This window comes from Streptomyces sp. KL109B (genome assembly GCF_030766935.1).
Classification (GTDB): domain Bacteria; phylum Actinomycetota; class Actinomycetes; order Streptomycetales; family Streptomycetaceae; genus Streptomyces.
In genome coordinates, this window is sequence record NZ_JASERL010000005.1 from 570,007 (window position 1) to 586,044 (window position 16,038).

General features: G+C 72.2%; 12 protein-coding genes. 2 read left to right on the forward strand and 10 right to left on the reverse strand.

What is annotated here, in order from left to right:
• Positions 1-45: 45 nt before the first annotated feature.
• The 10 genes from RBJ65_RS20505 to fes all read right to left on the reverse strand — a co-directional run bounded on the left by RBJ65_RS20505 (position 46) and on the right by fes (position 13,799).
• Positions 46-1,680 carry a SagB family peptide dehydrogenase gene (locus RBJ65_RS20505; RefSeq protein ID WP_306323269.1) on the reverse strand — a complete coding sequence of 545 codons (1,635 nt, stop codon included), beginning with the start codon at positions 1,678-1,680 and terminating at the stop codon, positions 46-48.
• Positions 1,681-1,762: 82 nt separating this feature from the next.
• On the reverse strand, positions 1,763-2,503 hold the full coding sequence (locus RBJ65_RS20510; protein ID WP_306323268.1) for a helix-turn-helix domain-containing protein: 741 nt from the start codon (positions 2,501-2,503) through the stop codon (positions 1,763-1,765).
• 242 nt (positions 2,504-2,745) lie between these two features.
• Positions 2,746-6,573 carry an amino acid adenylation domain-containing protein gene (locus RBJ65_RS20515; protein ID WP_306323293.1) on the reverse strand — a complete coding sequence of 1,276 codons (3,828 nt, stop codon included), beginning with the start codon at positions 6,571-6,573 and terminating at the stop codon, positions 2,746-2,748.
• Between the two features lie 92 nt (positions 6,574-6,665).
• A complete protein-coding gene (locus tag RBJ65_RS20520; protein WP_306323267.1) occupies positions 6,666-6,905 on the reverse strand; it encodes a phosphopantetheine-binding protein in 240 nt (79 codons plus the stop codon).
• Complete coding sequence (locus RBJ65_RS20525) at positions 6,902-7,543, reverse strand: isochorismatase family protein (protein ID WP_306323266.1); 642 nt, start codon at positions 7,541-7,543, stop codon at positions 6,902-6,904. The genes RBJ65_RS20520 and RBJ65_RS20525 overlap by 4 nt, the downstream gene beginning before the upstream one ends.
• A gap of 16 nt (positions 7,544-7,559) precedes the next feature.
• The gene (locus RBJ65_RS20530) at positions 7,560-9,242 is read right to left on the reverse strand and encodes a (2,3-dihydroxybenzoyl)adenylate synthase (protein WP_306323265.1); all 1,683 of its coding nucleotides are present in this window, start codon (positions 9,240-9,242) and stop codon (positions 7,560-7,562) included.
• On the reverse strand, positions 9,239-10,435 hold the full coding sequence (locus RBJ65_RS20535) for an isochorismate synthase (RefSeq protein WP_306323264.1): 1,197 nt from the start codon (positions 10,433-10,435) through the stop codon (positions 9,239-9,241). Before RBJ65_RS20535 ends, RBJ65_RS20530 begins: the two co-directional genes overlap by 4 nt.
• A 207-nt stretch (positions 10,436-10,642) precedes the next feature.
• Positions 10,643-11,428: a 2,3-dihydro-2,3-dihydroxybenzoate dehydrogenase gene (locus tag RBJ65_RS20540; protein ID WP_372341447.1), complete on the reverse strand. Its 786-nt coding sequence runs from the start codon at positions 11,426-11,428 to the stop codon at positions 10,643-10,645.
• 8 nt (positions 11,429-11,436) lie between these two features.
• Complete coding sequence (locus tag RBJ65_RS20545) at positions 11,437-12,402, reverse strand: ABC transporter substrate-binding protein (protein WP_306323262.1); 966 nt, start codon at positions 12,400-12,402, stop codon at positions 11,437-11,439.
• Between the two features lie 68 nt (positions 12,403-12,470).
• On the reverse strand, positions 12,471-13,799 hold the full coding sequence (gene fes / locus RBJ65_RS20550; RefSeq protein WP_306323292.1) for an enterochelin esterase: 1,329 nt from the start codon (positions 13,797-13,799) through the stop codon (positions 12,471-12,473).
• A gap of 112 nt (positions 13,800-13,911) precedes the next feature.
• Between fes and RBJ65_RS20555 the strand changes: the two genes are divergently transcribed.
• Both RBJ65_RS20555 and RBJ65_RS20560 read left to right on the forward strand, forming a co-directional pair.
• Positions 13,912-14,919, forward strand: a complete 1,008-nt coding sequence (locus tag RBJ65_RS20555; protein WP_372341443.1) for a FecCD family ABC transporter permease — start codon at positions 13,912-13,914, stop codon at positions 14,917-14,919.
• 65 nt (positions 14,920-14,984) lie between these two features.
• Entirely contained in the window at positions 14,985-16,037 is a 1,053-nt protein-coding gene (locus tag RBJ65_RS20560) for a FecCD family ABC transporter permease (RefSeq protein WP_372341446.1), read from the forward strand.
• The last annotated feature ends 1 nt before the right edge of the window (position 16,038 follow it).

A 16,038-nucleotide genomic window follows, 5' to 3' on the forward strand; every position in this document is an offset into this window, starting at 1 on the left:
CCCCGCCCGTCCGCTCCCCCGGAACGGGCGGGGCGCGGCGCTCGGTCAGTCCCGCGCCGTGGAGCCGACGAGGTGCAGGTACAGGACGGCCGAGTTGATTCCGTCCACGCCCACCAGTTGGTTGAGGGCGTCGTCGTAGTAACTGCTCAGCCCGACCGAGGACTTGCCCAGCCAGGTGGCGGTGAGCGCCAGGTTCTGCGCGAGGTGTCCGCTCTCCTGGAGCGTCAGCCGGTAGGAGCGCAGCCCGTAGTGCAGCCGCTGATACGTCAGGTCGCCCACGGTGAGGATCCACAGCGGGCAGTCGGCCGCGTCGATGTTCCGGCCGGACTTCGGCGAGGTGTGCACCTCGGGGTCGGTGGCCGGGGCGCAGCGGCGCAGTTCGGCGGAGATGTCCTCGGTGTCGAGCAGTTCGAGGGCGTGCTCCTCGGGCTCGTAGCGGTAGGTGCCGCGTTCGAGGCCGACGATGTCGTGGCAGTACAGGACGAGTTGCAGCGGATAGCGGGTGCCGGCGCTCGGGTAGGGGCGGACGCGGTACGCGAGGTCCTCGCTCATCCGTTTCACGGCGGTGACGGCGGCCGAGTGGTGCAGCAGGGTGGACAGTTCGGTGAGGTTCAGCGGGCCCCGGTAGGTGCCGTAGCGGCTGCGCCGCGCGAGCAGTACGTCGGGGAGGGCCGCGGCTCCCGGCGGGGCCTGCGGCTCGGGCAGCGGGACGGACTCCAGGACGGGGGCGAAGGGGTGCCGGCCGCGGGTCTCCGCCTGCGCGTGGTCGGGGCACTGGTCGGCCACCCGCGCGGCGACGAACTTGCTGTCCTCGTGGTAGCGCCGGTCGACGGCGTCGAGTCCGTCCGGGAAGTACGGCTCCCGGGGGCCGGGCAGCGCGGCGAGCGAGGCCAGCCAGGCCACGTACACGCGTTCCTCCGTGGACAGGCCGAGTTGGCGGACGGCCAGGTCGACCGCTGTGTGCAGGGCGTCGTCGCCGGAGTGGACGACGGTCGCGAAGATGTCCCGCCACGCGGCCGGTCGACCGCGTGGGCCGCGTAACTCGTCGGCGGTACCGGAGAATCGGCGCTGCCACGCGATCTGGTCGCGGTGGAAGTCCTCCTCGGCGCGGCGGCGGGCCCGTTCGGCCGCTGCGGCGGCGCCCCGGCCGCCGGCGTGGGCGCGCAGCCAGCGCAGTCGGGCCAGCGGTTCGGCGCCTGCCGCGTCGGCGGCGGCCAGCATCAACTCGACGCCGGCCCACAGTCGTTTGGGGCGTGACCGGGTGGCCCTGATCGTGTCGACGGTCAGGGTCGCCGCGGCGGTCAGGCACACGGTGGGCCAGTCTGTCTCCCCGGACGGCGCTGCCTGTGCGACGTGTCCGCCGGACTCCTCGACGGCCTCCGTCAGCAGTTCGCGCAGCTCGGTGACCACCTTGGCGTCGCCGGTGCGCACGGCCAGGATCAGGGTCTCCTCCGCCCGGTCCAGCGCCCAGCCCTCGATGACACCGGTGTCGAACGCCTCCTCGGCCCAGGGCGCCACCAGGTCGGTGAGCAGTGCCTCGCAGTCCGCTCCCGCCTCGATGTCGAGGCGGTGCCAGGACGCCACGCCTGCCGGGTCCGTGCCCGGTGGGCCCGCGGCGAGGGCGGTGACCGCCCCGATCCTGGCCGCCCTGTTCGTGCTCGTGCCCGATGTACGGTTCATCCATCACCTGTCGGTTCACGGGCCGGGGCACCCGGGGTGCCCGGCCGTTGACTTGGGTCGTGCCCGCTGCCCGGACTCCGGGTCAGGCGGCTGCCGCCGGTTCGCCCAGGAGGTCCGGCAGGGCCAGCAGTACGGGCGGGTGGTACCAGCGCGGTGGCTGCAGGACGAGATCCTGCCGCAGCACGGTGTTCCCCCCTGTGACGATCGGCCCGACGGTGTCGACGAAGAGGTCCTGCCGACTGGCGCACGGGACGTCGTCCGGGAACGTCCCGTGGCTCACGGCGTGGATGAACCAGGTGCCCGCGGGCACCCCGGTCAGCTGGAACGGGCCCGGCTCGGCGATGACCATGCGGACGGCGGGACATCGCTCCAGGATGGGGCTCTCGAAGACCCCGAGGTAGACCGCCGACACATCGGGTCCTGGCACCACCACGGTCCCGCTGACGGTGCCGGCGCCCGCGCCCGCCGGTGGCGCCTCGCCCCAGCCCACGTCCGGCAGCCGCCCCCGCGCGCGCTGGCGGTACTGGGTCGGGGAGCAGCCCACCGACTCGGTGAAGCGTCGGGTGAAGCTGCCCGTGCTGCTGTAGCCGACCTGCACCGAGATGTTGGAGACGTTGAGGGGGGTGCTGAGCAGGAGTCGCTTGGCCTCCTGAAGCCGGACGGCGCTGAGGAAGCGGCCGGGGGTGACTCCCGTGACGCGGCGGAACGTGCGCAGGAAGTGGAACTTGCTGACCATGGCCGACTGGGCCAGCTCGTCGAGGCTCAGTGGCTCGTTATATCGCTCGCGGATCGTGTTGACGGCATACTCGATTAAGTGCTCCATTGCCTGTCCCCCTGAACATCGCATGGCGCGTCCCGCCCACGACGCGAGGACGTCGTGGACGGGCGAAGAATGCGCGGTGTGAATACGGCACGAACTCGCGGAACCGGCCTTGACCCGGGTGTGGGGAGCCCTTGCTCGGCCGACGGTTACGCTGACCCGCTCATCGTCACAGGGCCGCGTTCTGCTGTCTTCTTCAATCTTGCGATTTCTAGAGGGTCACTAAAGTATTCTCGCTCCGGAGCCTACAAACGCGACGTCAGGGCCTCGGCGATCCGCTCCACGTACTCCTCCCTGAGCAACTCCGGGTGGGTGCACGGCAGATCGTGGTTGGTGATGCGGCCCGTGATGTGCGGGCGCCAGGCCTCGCGGGTCAGCCAGTCCTCGGGGCGCGGGGCTGCCGCGGTGAAGAAGAGGACGTCGCCCTCGTAGCGGCGGTGTTCGTGGGCGCGCATCATGCGGGCGTGGTTGGGGACGATGTCGACGATCCGGGAGAGGGTGCCGTCCGCCAGGCCCGCGAGGGGGCTGCCCGCCTTGCGGAGGGTGGCGAGGACGTCCTCGCGGGTGGCCTCGTCGGTGCGCTCGAAGCCGGCCATGCGCAGCACCGCGGTGAGCGCGTCGCCCTCCTCGGGGGCGGGGCGCTCGCGCCACTGCTCGGCGGGGAACGCGTCGAGCAGGGCGAGGAGTTCGACCGTTTCGCCCGCCTCCTGGAGCAGTACGGCGGCGGTGTGCGCGAGGATGCCGCCGACCGACCAGCCGATGAGCCGGTACGGTCCGTGCGGCTGGACGCGGCGTATCTCGTCGACGTAGTCCGCCGCCTGTTCCCACAGGGTCTGCGGGAGCGGGGCGTCGGAGGTCAGGCCGCGGGCCTGGAGGCCGTGGACGGGCTGCTCGCGGCCGAGGCGCGCGGTCAGCCCCGCGTAGCACCAGGAGATGCCGCCCGCCGGGTGGATCGCGAACAGCGGCGGGCGGCTGCCCTCCTGGCGCAGCGGGAGGACGACGCCGAGGGCGTCGGTGGCGACCGGTGCCGCGTCGTCGATGCGGGCGGCGAGGGCCGCGGGGGTGGGGGCCGCGAAGAGGGAGCCGATGGTCAGCTCCGCGCCGAGTTCCTCACGGACCCGGTTGACGAGGCGTACGGCGAGCAGTGAGGTGCCGCCGAGGTCGAAGAACGCGTCGTCGGGGCCCGCCCCTTCGGCGTCGAGCACCTCCGCGAAGAGGCGGGTGAGCGTCTCCTCGCGCGCGGTGGCCGGGCGCCTCGCCCCGCTGCCCGCGAAGACGGGCGCCGGGAGTTCGCGGCGTTCCAGCTTGCCGCTCGGACTGAGCGGGAACGCGGCGAGCGGCACGATCGCGGCGGGCACCATGTGTTCGGGCAGGGCGCGGGAGAGCGCGGCGCGGATCGCCGCCGGGTCGGGCGATTCCCCGGTCACGTATCCGACGAGGCGGTCGTCAAGGACCAGCGCACAGGCCCCGTCCACTCCCGACTGCGCTGCCAACTCGGCCTCGATCTCGCCGAGTTCGATGCGCTGGCCGCGCAGCTTGACCTGGTGGTCGGTGCGGCCGAGGTACTCGACCTCGCCGCGTTCGGTCCAGCGGGCGAGGTCGCCGGTGCGGTACATGCGGGCGCCGCCGAAGGGGTTCGGCACGAAGCGTTCCTCGGTCAGTTCGGGACGGTTGAGGTAGCCGTCCGCCAACTGCCGTCCCGCCAGGTGGAGTTCGCCGACCACTCCTGGTGGGCACGGCTGTCCGGCCGGGTCGAGGACGTACAGGCGGGTGTTCCACACCGGGCGGCCGATGGGCACGGGGCCCGTGCCGTTCGGTTCGCAGGCGTGGTACGTGACGTCGACGGCGGCCTCCGTCGGCCCGTACAGGTTGTGCAGCGCCACGCCGGGCAGGGTGCGGGCGAAGGCGTTCGCCGTGTCGCGGGGCAGCGCCTCGCCGCTGCAGAAGACGCGGCGCAGCGCGCCCGCGCACCGGCCCGCGTCCGCCTCCGCGAGGAACACCTGGAGCATCGAGGGCACGAAGTGGCAGGTGGTGACGGCCTGTTCGCGGATCAGGCGGGCCAGGTACGCGGGGTCCTTGTGGCCGCCGGGCTCGGCGACGACGAGCGTGGCGCCCTCGCGCAGCGGCCAGAAGAACTCCCACACCGACACGTCGAACGACGAAGGTGTCTTCTGGAGGACGACGTCGGCGGCCCCGATCCGGTACTCGTGCTGCATCCACCGCAGCCGGTTGTCGATCGCCGAGTGCGGCACGACGACGCCCTTGGGCCGCCCGGTGGAGCCGGAGGTGTAGATGACGTACGCGGGGTGGGCGGGGGTGAGCGCGCGGCCCGGGTCGACGGTGGCGTACGCGGAGAGGTCGAGGCCGTCGAGGGCCACGAGCGGGGTGCCCGCGTCGGCCGGGAGGCGCCCCTCGGTATCCGTGACGGCGCAGACGGGCCGGGCATCCTGGAGCATGTACGTGAGGCGCTGCTCCGGGTAGTCCGGATCGAGCGGCAGGTAGGCGGCGCCGGACTTGAGGACGGCGAGCAGCGCCACGATCAGCTCGACGGAGCGGGGCACGGAGACCGCGACGAGACGGCCGGGCGCGGCACCCAGGGATTGCAGATGACGCGCCAACTGGTTGGCGCGGGCGTTCAGTTGGGCGTACGTGAGGACTGTGCCGTCGTACACGAGCGCCGTCGCGTCCGGGGTGCGGGCGGCCTGCGCCTCGATCGGGCCGATGAGGGTGGTGGGCGGCAGGGCGCGCTCGGTGCGGTTGAACTCGTCGAGGACGAGGGCGAGTTCGGCGGGTGTGGCGATGGTGTGGGTGGCGAGCGGGAGCAGCGGGTCGGCGGCGGCGAGGCGACCGAGGAGGTCGACGAACCGTGCCTGGTGGGCGGCGAGTTCGGCGTCCTCGTAGAGCGCGGGATTGCCGTCGTGGTCGATGCGCAGGCCGCGTCCGTCGGCGCGGTCGTAGATGTTGACGGTGAGGTCGTCGACGGGGCCCGCCGACAGGTTGTGGGCGCGGGCCGGGGCGCCCGCGAACTCGGCGCCGTAGTCGAACGGCATGACGTTGACGAGCGGTCCGACGAGCCCCCGGCTCTCGCCGAGCAGGCCGAGGTCGCGCCGGATCTCCTCGTAGCGGTACCGCTGGTGGCGCCTCACCTGGCGTACGCCGAGGACGACTTGGCGTACGAGGCCGGCGAAGGTGGCGTCCGGGGTGACGGTGAGCCGCAGCGGCAGCACGTTCATCACCATGCCGGGCACGCGCAGCGCGACGGAGCCCATGCGGCCCATCATCGGCAGCCCGAGGACGACGTCCGCGCGCCCGGTGGCGCGGGAGGTGTAGAGGGCCTGCGCGGCGATGAGGACGTCGGGCCAGGTGGCGCGGGTGCGGTCGGCGAGCTCCTTCAGCCCTGCCGTCGTTTCGGGCGCGAGCCGTGTCGTGCGGCGCCGGAACGAGCGGGACGGCAGCGCGCCGCGCCCGGCGAGCCGGGGCGCCTCCGGGCGGTCGGCGAACGCCTCGCCCCAGTGCGCGCGGTCGGCGGCGAAGTCCTCGGACGAGCGGTACTCGGCGTCGACGGCCAGCAGGTCGGCGAGCGTCTCGAAGGGACGCGGACCGGGCTCCTCATCGCGTACGAGAGCCGTGTAGACCTCGGCGGTGCGGCGTACGAGGAGGGAGTAGCCGAAGCCGTCGATGACGAGGTGGTGGATGCGCTGGTACCAGAGCCAGCGCCGCTCCCCCACGCGGAACAGGGCGTGCCCGAAGAGCGGTCCTGCGGCCAGGTCGCAGGGTTCGGCGAGGTCGGCGCGCATCCACTCCAGCGCCTCCCGCTCGCTCAGGTCCGTGCGCACAGTGAGCGGCAACTCGACGTCCGCGCACACGCGTTGACGCGGCCCGTCGGGGGTGTCCTCGACGCGGACGCGCAGCGCGTCGGCCTCGGTGACGACGCGGCGCAGGGCGCGGGCGAAGAGGTCCGGGTCGAGCTCGCCGTCGATCTCCAGGTACTCGGCGGTGTTCTGCGCGGGGCTGAGCGGGTCGAGGGCCTGCGCGAACCACATGCCGGACTGGGCGGCGGTGAGCGGCAGCACGAGGTCACGGGCTTCGGTGGACCCGGTGGACTCGGTGGACCCGGTGGACCCGGTGGACCCGGTGGACCCGGTGGACTCGTCGATCAGGGCGGTCACGAGGCGGCCACCCCCAGGATCTTCACCCAGGCCTCGATGGCCGGCTGCTCGGCGAGGTCGACGAACGAGGCCTCGACGCCGTGGTCCCGGCGCCAGCGTTCGAGCAGCGTCATGACGCGCACGGAGTCGAGCCCGTAGTCGACGAGGTTCTCGTCGAGGGGGATGTCGGCGGGGTCGTCCTCGCCCAGGCAGTCGGCGACGTCCTCGCGGATCTTCTGAACGGTCAGGGTGGTCATGCGGCCCGCACCTCCTCGATGAGGCTGTCGGTGGTGGTGACGACGGCGCAGCGGCCCGCGGCCCAGCGCAGCGCCATGTCGTGGTCCTCGCGGGTGAAGTCGGCGACGGCGTCGGCGACGACGAACGCCTGGATGTCCCGCATCCACGCGTCGGCGGCGCTGATCATGACGCCGATGTGCGCGTACACGCCGACGACGACGAGCTGGTCGCGGCCCGACTCCCGCATCAGGGACTCGAGTTCGGTGCGGACGAACGCGCTGTACTTCCACTTGGTGAGGACGGTGTCGCCGTCCTCGGGCGCGACGGCGTCCGGCATGGCGAGCACGGCGGGGTCGTCGGCGGCGCCGGGCCCCCAGAAGTCGAGCTGCAGCCCGCGCTCCTCGGGGGTCTGGCCGCCGCGCTGCGCGGAGTAGTACACGGGTATGCCGAGGCTCCGGCTCTCCTTCAGCAGCCGCGCCGTGTTGTCGAGCATGCCGGTCAACGGCTGTTCGGACTGCGGGTACTTGGCGAGGAAGTGGTGCTGGAGGTCGTGCACGAGCAGCACGGCGCGGGCCGGGTCGACGGTCCAGGGGACGCGGTTCGCGGGGAGTTCTTCGGGAGTGGGGAGCGGGTAGGCGGCGATGGCGGGCAGGGCCATGGTGTGGGGGTACCTCTCAGTGCTGCTCAGCGGTGGACCGCTGGTGCTTCTTGCTGATCTTGCCGATGCCGGTCTGCGGGAAGGCGTCGACGAATTCGACGAGGTCGGGCACCTTGTACGCGGCCAGACCCCGCTCCCGTACGAACCGCTTGACGGCGACGGACTTCATGGGTTCGGCGTCCGCGCGCAGGATGACGTACGCGAGGGAGCGCTCCCCGAGGTACTCGTCGGGGACGCCGACGACGGACACGTCGTGGACGGCGGGGTGGGCGAGGAGGATGTTCTCGACCTCCTCCGGGGCGATCTTCTCGCCGCCCCGGTTGATCTGGTCCTTGGCGCGGCCCTCGACGACGAGGTGTCCGGTCGGGGTGCGCCGCACGATGTCGCCGGTGCGGTAGAAGCCGTCGGCGGTGAAGGAGCGGGCGTTGTGCTCGGGGGCCCGCCAGTAGCCGCGGATGGTGTACGGGCCGCGGGTGAGCAGGTGCCCGAAGTCGCCGTCGGGGACGTCCTGGTCGGCGTCGTCGACGACACGTACCTCGTCGTCCGGGGAGATCGGCAGCCCCTGGGTGGCGACGACGGTCTCCGGATCGTCGTCGAGCCGCGTGTAGTTGACGAGCCCCTCCGCCATGCCGAAGACCTGCATAAGGCGGCAGCCGAGGGCGGGTTCGAGCCGCCGGGCGGCCTGTTCGCTGTACTTGGCGCCGCCGACGAGGACGAGTTCGAGGCTGGACAGGTCGTGTACGGCCGCGTTCGCGGACTCCGTCCAGACATGGGCGAGCGGCGGCACGAGCCCGGTCATGGTGATCCGTTCGCTCGCGACGAGCGGGAACGCGGTGTCCGGGTCGGGCGCGGGCGACAGCACGACGGTGCCGCCCGCGTACAGCACGCCGAGCCAACCCGGGCTGCTCATCGGGTAGTTGTGCGCGGCGGGCAGCACGACGAGGAACCGGGTGTCGGCGTCGACGCCGCAGATCTCGTTCGACCCCCACAGCGAGTACAGGTAGTCGTCGTGAGTACGCGGAATCAGCTTCGGCCGCCCGGTGGTGCCACCGGAGAGCTGGAGGAAGGCGAGCTGGTGGGCCTCGGGCCCGTCCAACTCGACTGCGGCTACGGGCACTTCACTCAGCGGGGTGTGCTCCCCGGCATCAGTACCGGCATCGGTACCGGCATCGGTACCGGTATCGATATCGGAACCGACGACGAAGACGTGCTCGAGGGTCGGAACCTCACCCTTCACCTTGCTCGCGAGCGCCCGATGGTCGAACCCGGCGTGCCGCTCGGGAATCACATAGGCGACGGCCTCGGTGAAGGAGCAGAAGTACGTGATCTCGCTCTCGCGGTGCGCGGGCAACGCGTACACCGGCAGCGCACCGATACGGAACAGCGCGAAGACGACCTCGACGAACTCACCGACGTTCGGCAGCTGCACGACGACCCGGTCACCCTTGCCCACGCCCCGCGCCACGAACCCGGCGGCCAACTCGTCGACACGCTCGTCGAGTTGCTTGTAGGTCCACGTACGTCTGCTCGGGGCGGGGTCGACGAGCGCGACCCGGTCGGGATGAGCGGCGGCCCGCTCGCGCAGGACGCCGCCGAAGGTCTCGCCGCGCCAGTAACCGGCCGCGCGGTACCGCTCGGCGAACTCCTCGGGCCAGGTGGGCGCGTCGACGCCGGGCGTAAGAGAGTCGACAGTGGTCACAGGGTCGCCCCCACGGCGTTGAGGAACGTACGGAACTTGGCGCCGGTCTCGGCGGTCTCGGCGGCGGGCGAGGACTCGGCGACGACACCGGCCCCCGCGAACAGCCGCAGCAGCCGCCCCTCGGCCTCCGCGCAACGGATGGTGACGACCCATTCGCCGTCGCCGTCGGCGTTCTGCCAGCCGACCATGCCGGTGTAGGCGCCGCGGTCGAACGGCTCGGACTCGGCGATGACTTGGCGGGCGAGGCCGGTGGGGGTGCCGCAGACGGCGGGGGTGGGGTGCAGGGCGGACGCGAGGTCGAGGGCGGTGGTGTGTTCGGGGTCGGCGAGCTCGCCGGTCACGGTGGTGGACAGGTGCCACATGGCGGCGGTGCTGACGAGGGTGGGCCGGGCGGGCACGTCGATGCGGGCACAGAACGGGGCGAGGGCAGCGCGCACCGCGTCCACCACGACGGCGTGCTCGTGCAGGTCCTTCGCCGATTCGAGGAGCGCGGCGGCGCGGCGCACGTCCTCGGCGAGGTCGGCGCTGCGGGGCGCGGAGCCGGCGAGCGGGTTGGCGGTGAGGGTGGATCCGGTGCGGGACACGAGGAGTTCGGGGCTGGCGCCGACGAGCGTACGGCCGGGGGCGCTGGGCACCGCGAAGGTGTAGCCGGCCGGGTCGCGGCGGGCGAGGCGGCGCAGCATGGCGGGGAGGTCGGGGGCCTGCGGCGCGGTCAGCTCAAGGGTGCGGGCGAGCACGACCTTGTCGAACTCACCGCCCTTCATCCGCTCGACGGCCGCGGCGACGGCGGCCCCGTACACCTCCGGCTCCGGCACCTCGCGCACGCTCCACCGGTCACCGGTGGCCGGCACGGGCAACGCGATGAGCGGATCCTCCCGCAACGGCGGCGCCCACCGAACGGTCTCCGGCACGGCGAGCGCGGGCACCCCGTCCGGGTCGAACGGCAACGCGCCCATGACGACGGGATCCGCGTCCCCGGCACGCCGCCGCTCATCGAGCAACGCCCGCACCCGCTCACTCAACGCCCCACCACCGTGCGGCAGTTCGGCGACGGCGCCGCGCCCGAGGAGGGTGCGGTACGGGGTGGCGAGCAAACGGTCGGTGGCGGGCGCGTACTCCTCAAGAAGCACGGTGGCGTCCCCGGGCGACACAAGCGGGGGCGCGGACACGCCGGGACGGGTAACGGTGGTCATGACTGTCTCCAAGATGAATACGTAACAAGGCCGGGGCCCAAGGGGCCTGCGGGCAGCGGGCCAAATCAAGCCCTGCGGCGATTGAGCAGCGGGCCAAATCAAGCCTCCGCGGCCTGCGACCAACGAGCAGCGGGCCAAATCAAGCCCCTGCGGCGATTGAGCAGCGGGGTCCGGGGCAGCGCCCCGCGACGTGGGAACGGCTCCGCCTCACCCGCGGAGGGTGGCACCGCCATCGACGTACAGGTCCTGCATCGTGACGTGCCGCGCCCGCTCCGACGCGAGAAACGCGACCGCCTCCGCGATGTCCCCCGGCTCGGCGATCCGCCCGAGCGGAATCCCGGTCCGATACGCCGCGAGGTCCCCTTCGAGGACATCCCGCTCCCCGGCCCCCGACTCCCACATGCCCCGCTGCATATCGGTGAGCGTCGACCCAGGACACACGGTGTTGCACCGCACCCCGTGCGCGGCCACCTCAAGCCCCAGGCACTTGCTGAACATCACGGTCGCCGCCTTGGACGCCGCGTACGCCGCCATCCCCTGCCGGGGGATCCCGGCCGCGTTGGAGGCGACGGTGACGATGCTCCCGCTCCCCCGCCGCACCATCCGGCGCGCGACGGCCCGCGAGACCCGCATGACGCCGTCGGTGTTGACGCCGAAGCAGGCCGCCCAGTCCTCGTCGTCGAGGTCGACGACGGGCGAACCCCGCAGGATCCCGGCGACGTTGACGGCGACATCGATCGCTCCGAGCCCGCTCTCCGCATCGGCGACAAGCGCCTCGACAGCCGCCGCGTCAGTGACATCGAGCACCCGCCCGACCACCTGCCCCTCGGCGTACGAAGCCGCCACCTTCGCCACGGCCTCGCCATCGACATCCGTGGCGAGCACCCTCGCCCCGCGCCCGGCGAGCGCGGCGACGACCGCCTCACCGATGCCCCGGCCCGCCCCCGTGACGAGGGCGAACCGGCCTTCCAGGTCCCGCTCCTGACCAGTCATCACGGTCATCACTTGACCAACGCCCCCTCGATGTCGTCGAGGACGTTCCGCGCGGCGAGCGGCCCGCCGGCGCTGTTCCACGCCGAGCCGTCGATGACGACGACGTGCTTGTCCTTCTCGGCCTTCAACTTGCCGAAGTTCGCGACCTTTTGGGCCTCGGCGTACGCCTTCTCGCCGTCGGCCTCGCCGCCGAGCGCGCCGAGGAACAGCCAGTCGCCGTCGATGGTCGACAGCTTCTCCAGGGACACCGGCTCGCTGTGCCCGGTGCTCGCGCCCTGCTGGTCCTTGGGCCGTTCCATGCCGAGCGCCTTGAGCGTCGACCCGACGTGCCCCTCGCCCTTGCCGACGACCGACGGGGCGCCGTTCTGCCAGCGGATGACGGAGACGGACTTGCCCGCCTCGTCGCCGAGCTTCTTCTTCGTGTCGGCGACCCGCGCGTCGAAGTCGGCGAGCCACTTCGTGGCGTCGGACTTCTTGTTGAGGGCGTCGGCCGTGTCCGTGAACGCCTTCTTCCAGTCCTCGTTGAGCTTGGCGGTGACGACGGTCGGCGCGATCTCCTGGAGTTTGTCGACGGACTTCTTCGCGCCGGTCGTCTCGTCGAGCAGGATCAGGTCGGGCCGCAGCGCGGCCAGCTTCTCCATGTCGGCCTCGGCGACGGACGCGACGACCTTCGACGTGGCCGCCTTGTCGGCGAGGTAGGAGGAGACCCCCTTCTGTCCGCGGCCCGCCGTGGTGCCGACCGGTTCGACGCCGAGGGCGAGCGCGGCGTCGAGGGTCGGCTCGCTGAGTGCGACGACCTTCTTCGGGGCGCTCGGCACCTTGACGGCACGCCCTTGGGCGTCGGTGATCTGCCGCGTCTTCGCCGCCGATCCGGCCGTCGCGGCGCCACCGGCGTCGTCGCCGCAACCACTCAGCAGCAGGGCACCGGCGGCGGTGGCTATCAGGGCGGCGTGACGGACTCTAGGGGTGGACATGTACGTAATGCTCCTTATGTCAGATGTAAGACATCGGATATCGGATATCAGATGTCAGATGTCAGATGTCAGCGAGAAGAAGCCGGGTCGGTACGCGCAGGCGCGAACACCCGCACAAGCGCGTCCACAAGCGCGACCTGCCAACAGGCGTAGTCGTGCCCGCCGTTGAACTCGCCGCGCGTCACCCGGTACCGGGCGGAGTGCAAGGTGTCGTAGAGCGCCCGGCAGTGGTCGACCATCGACCCCTCGTGCAGGCCTACGTCGAGGTGCACGCTGATCGGCACCGGCTCGGCCGCCGCGTACTGGGCGACGAGCCACGGCACACCGAAGACGTGTTTGTGGACGACACCCGGCGGCAGCCCCGGCCGCCACCACAACGAGGGCGACTGCGCGACGACATGCCCGAACCGCTCGGGCCGCAGCCGCCCCGCGTGCAGCGCCGCCATGCCACCGAGGCTCTGACCGGCGACGACGGTGCGCGCTGGATCCACGGTGAGCGGCCAGCGCCCGGCCGCCCAGGGCAGCAGCTCGTCGGCGAGGAACTCCACGTACGCGTCGCGGGCGCCGAGTTCACGGCCGCGTACGTGCCGGTCGACGGCGTCGGGCGCGAGCACGGCGAGGGGCGGCAGCTTCCCGTCCGCGATCAGCGCGTCGAGGATGTGCTGAAGCCCTACGCGACCGAACCACATGTCGCCGTCACAGAGCACGAGCACGGGGAGCGGTTCACCATCACAGTGCGACGCAGCGGGCAAATACCCCCATATATCGCGCCCCGTCTCATCGAATCCCGCGCCGAGCGCGGCGGCCCCGATCCGGTGCCGCTCGACACGACCGACGGCATCCGACGGCAACGCTCCCCACGCCGGGGCGGGCGCCTCCGGCAGAGCGAACACGGACGCCTCCCCGGCACCCCAACGCGTAGGCATCGACACGGAGTTGAGCGGATCGCGCGCCGCGTGCGCGGCCAGTGACCGCAGCCGCGCCTGGAGCACTTCCGGGTCGGTCGGCGGCTCCTTCGTGGAGACGTCGGCGGCGATGCGGTACGAGCCGCGATGGTCGGCGCGCAGCCGCAGGCCGAGGTGCCAGATGTCGGTTCCGGGGACGTGCTCCATGAGGGAGTCCGCCAGGTTCGCGCGGTCGACGAGCCGGTTCGCCATGAGCAGCACCTGCCGGGTGGCGCGGTGACCGCGCCACAGGAAGGTGACCGCCCGATGGTCGGGGGCGTCGTCGAGCGCCTCGACGAGCGGGGTACCGCGGGCCGCGACGTCCTGCCAGAACTCCTCGGCGGCGCGGGCGCGTTGGGCCTCGTCGGCGGCGGCGACCCGGTCAAGGAGCCGGGCGATGCGCGGCCCGGTGACGCGTACCGGCCGGTGATCCGGCAGAGCGGCCAGGGACATCACGCCCACGCCTCCCCCTCCCTCTTCCTCTTGCTCGTTTTCCTCGTTGTTCTGCCTCGTGTTGGCAACAGAATTGTTAGCATACTTGGTTAGGTTAGCCTAAGCTAAACACATGCTCGCCGGAATACGACACCTCCCCCGCCACGCCATGGCCGTGCCCATCGGCCTCGCCGCACTGCTCGCGACGGCCGCCCTGTCGCTCACCGTGGGCACCGAGCACATCCCGCTCGACCAGGTGTGGCACGGGCTTTTCGCACCCTCTGGCTCCGCGAGCGACAACATCGTTCGTGAACTGCGGCTCCCCAGGACGCTCATCGGCATCGCGGCGGGCGCGGCGCTCGGGATCGCGGGCGGCGTGATGCAGACGCTGACCCGCAATCCGCTGGCCGACCCCGGCCTCCTCGGCGTGAACGCGGGCGCGTCCGCGGCCGTCGTCACGGCGATCGGCGTGCTCGGAATCACCTCGTTCAGCGGCTACTTGTGGTTCGCGCTCGCGGGCGCGGCCGTCGCCGCGACCCTCGTGAACGCGCTCGGCGGCGCCCGCTCCGCCACCCCCGTACGCCTCGCGCTCGCCGGCACCGCCGTCAACGCGGCCCTGTTCGGCTACGTCAACGGCCTCCAGCAGTGGGACCTCAGCTCGCTCGACTCGATGCGGCACTGGTCGGTCGGCACGCTCGCCAAGCGGGACCCCGAACTCCTGGTCACCGTGCTGCCGTTGCTCGTCGTCGGCGCTCTTCTCGCGTTCTCGCTGGCCCGGCCGCTGGGCGCGCTCTCGCTCGGCGAGGACCATGCGCGGGCGCTCGGCACCTCGATCCGCCGCACCCGGATCCTGTCGATCGTCGCGATCACGCTGCTGTGCGGCGCCGCGACCGCCGTGTGCGGGCCGATCGGCTTCATCGGCCTGATGATCCCGCACGCGGTGCGCGCGTTCAGCGGCCCCGACCCGCGCCGACTGCTCCCCTACTGCGCGCTGTTCGCCCCCGCCCTGCTGCTCCTGTCGGACGTGGTGGGCCGGGTCGTCGTGGCACCGTCCGAGATCGAGGTCGGCATCGTGACGTCGTTCATCGGCGGGCTTCTCTTCATCCACCTCGTGCGGCAGCGGAAGGTGGCCCAACTGTGACGATCACCACGGACGACGACATCACGGACGACGGCCTCACGGACGACGACCTCACGAACCGCGAACTGCGCCCGCACAAGCCGGGGTTGACGCACGGGCGGCTCCGCGCGGGCCGCTTCTCGCTCCGCTTCGACCCGCGCGCGCTGCTCGTCTGCGCGGCCCTGGCCGTCATCGGCGCCGTCGTGACGGTCCTCTCCGTCGGCACGGGAACGTACGCGCTCTCCCCGCTCGACGTACTGCGCACCTTCGCGGGGAACGGGCCGCCCGGCGCCGAGTTCATCGTGCTCGACCTGCGACTGCCGCGCGTCCTCGTGGCGCTGCTCGTCGGTTTCGGCACGGGCATGGCGGGCGCCGTCTTCCAGTCCCTGACCCGCAATCCGCTGGGCAGCCCGGACATCATCGGCTTCGGCAACGGGGCGTCGGCGGGCGCGCTCGTCGCGATCATCATCCTGAACGCGGGCACGGCGCAGACCGCGCTCGGCGCCCTGGTCGGCGGCTTCGCCACGGCGGCGGCCGTCTATCTGCTGGCCTGGCGGCGCGGCGTGCACGGCTACCGGCTCGTCCTCGTCGGCATCGGCGCGTCCGCGGTGCTCGGTTCGGCGACGAGTTTCCTCTACGTACGGGCCGACATCGGCAAGGCGGCGCAGGCCGCGAGCTGGACGATCGGCTCACTGAACGACCGCGGCTGGAGCGAGGTCCGGATCGCCGCGCTCGGCCTGGTGGTCCTGCTTCCGGTGATCCTCGCCTACGGGCGTCGGCTGACGATGCTGGAGATGGGCGACGACACGGCGGGCGCGCTGGGGGTGCCGCCGGAGCGCAGCCGGCTCGTGCTGCTGTGCGCGGGCACGGGCCTGACCGCGATGGCGGTGGCCGCGGCGGGCCCGATCCCGTTCGTGGCGATGGCCGCGCCCCAACTCGCCCGCCGGGTCACGCGGTCGGCGGGGCCGAACGTGCTCCCGGCGGCGTGGATGGGCGCGCTCCTGGTGTCGGCCGCCGACCTGGTGACACAGCGGGTGACCGGTTCGGCGCTGATGCCGGTGGGAGTGGTGACCGGGGTCGGGGGCGGGCTGTATCTGGCGTGGCTGCTGCTGCGGGAGCGGCGGGCGCGGCGGCTGTGAG

What these genes read in the sequence shown, in the direction of transcription:
- RBJ65_RS20520 (WP_306323267.1), bottom strand. Translation starts at nt 6,905, where the DNA reads ATGACCACCCTGACCGTTCAGAAGATCCGCGAGGACGTCGCCGACTGC.
- RBJ65_RS20505 (WP_306323269.1), bottom strand. Translation starts at nt 1,680, where the DNA reads ATGAACCGTACATCGGGCACGAGCACGAACAGGGCGGCCAGGATCGGG.
- RBJ65_RS20535 (WP_306323264.1), bottom strand. Translation starts at nt 10,435, where the DNA reads ATGACCACCGTTACCCGTCCCGGCGTGTCCGCGCCCCCGCTTGTGTCG.
- RBJ65_RS20555 (WP_372341443.1), top strand. Translation starts at nt 13,912, where the DNA reads ATGCTCGCCGGAATACGACACCTCCCCCGCCACGCCATGGCCGTGCCC.
- RBJ65_RS20525 (WP_306323266.1), bottom strand. Translation starts at nt 7,543, where the DNA reads ATGGCCCTGCCCGCCATCGCCGCCTACCCGCTCCCCACTCCCGAAGAA.
- RBJ65_RS20510 (WP_306323268.1), bottom strand. Translation starts at nt 2,503, where the DNA reads ATGGAGCACTTAATCGAGTATGCCGTCAACACGATCCGCGAGCGATAT.
- fes (WP_306323292.1), bottom strand. Translation starts at nt 13,799, where the DNA reads ATGTCCCTGGCCGCTCTGCCGGATCACCGGCCGGTACGCGTCACCGGG.
- RBJ65_RS20540 (WP_372341447.1), bottom strand. Translation starts at nt 11,428, where the DNA reads ATGACTGGTCAGGAGCGGGACCTGGAAGGCCGGTTCGCCCTCGTCACG.
- RBJ65_RS20545 (WP_306323262.1), bottom strand. Translation starts at nt 12,402, where the DNA reads ATGTCCACCCCTAGAGTCCGTCACGCCGCCCTGATAGCCACCGCCGCC.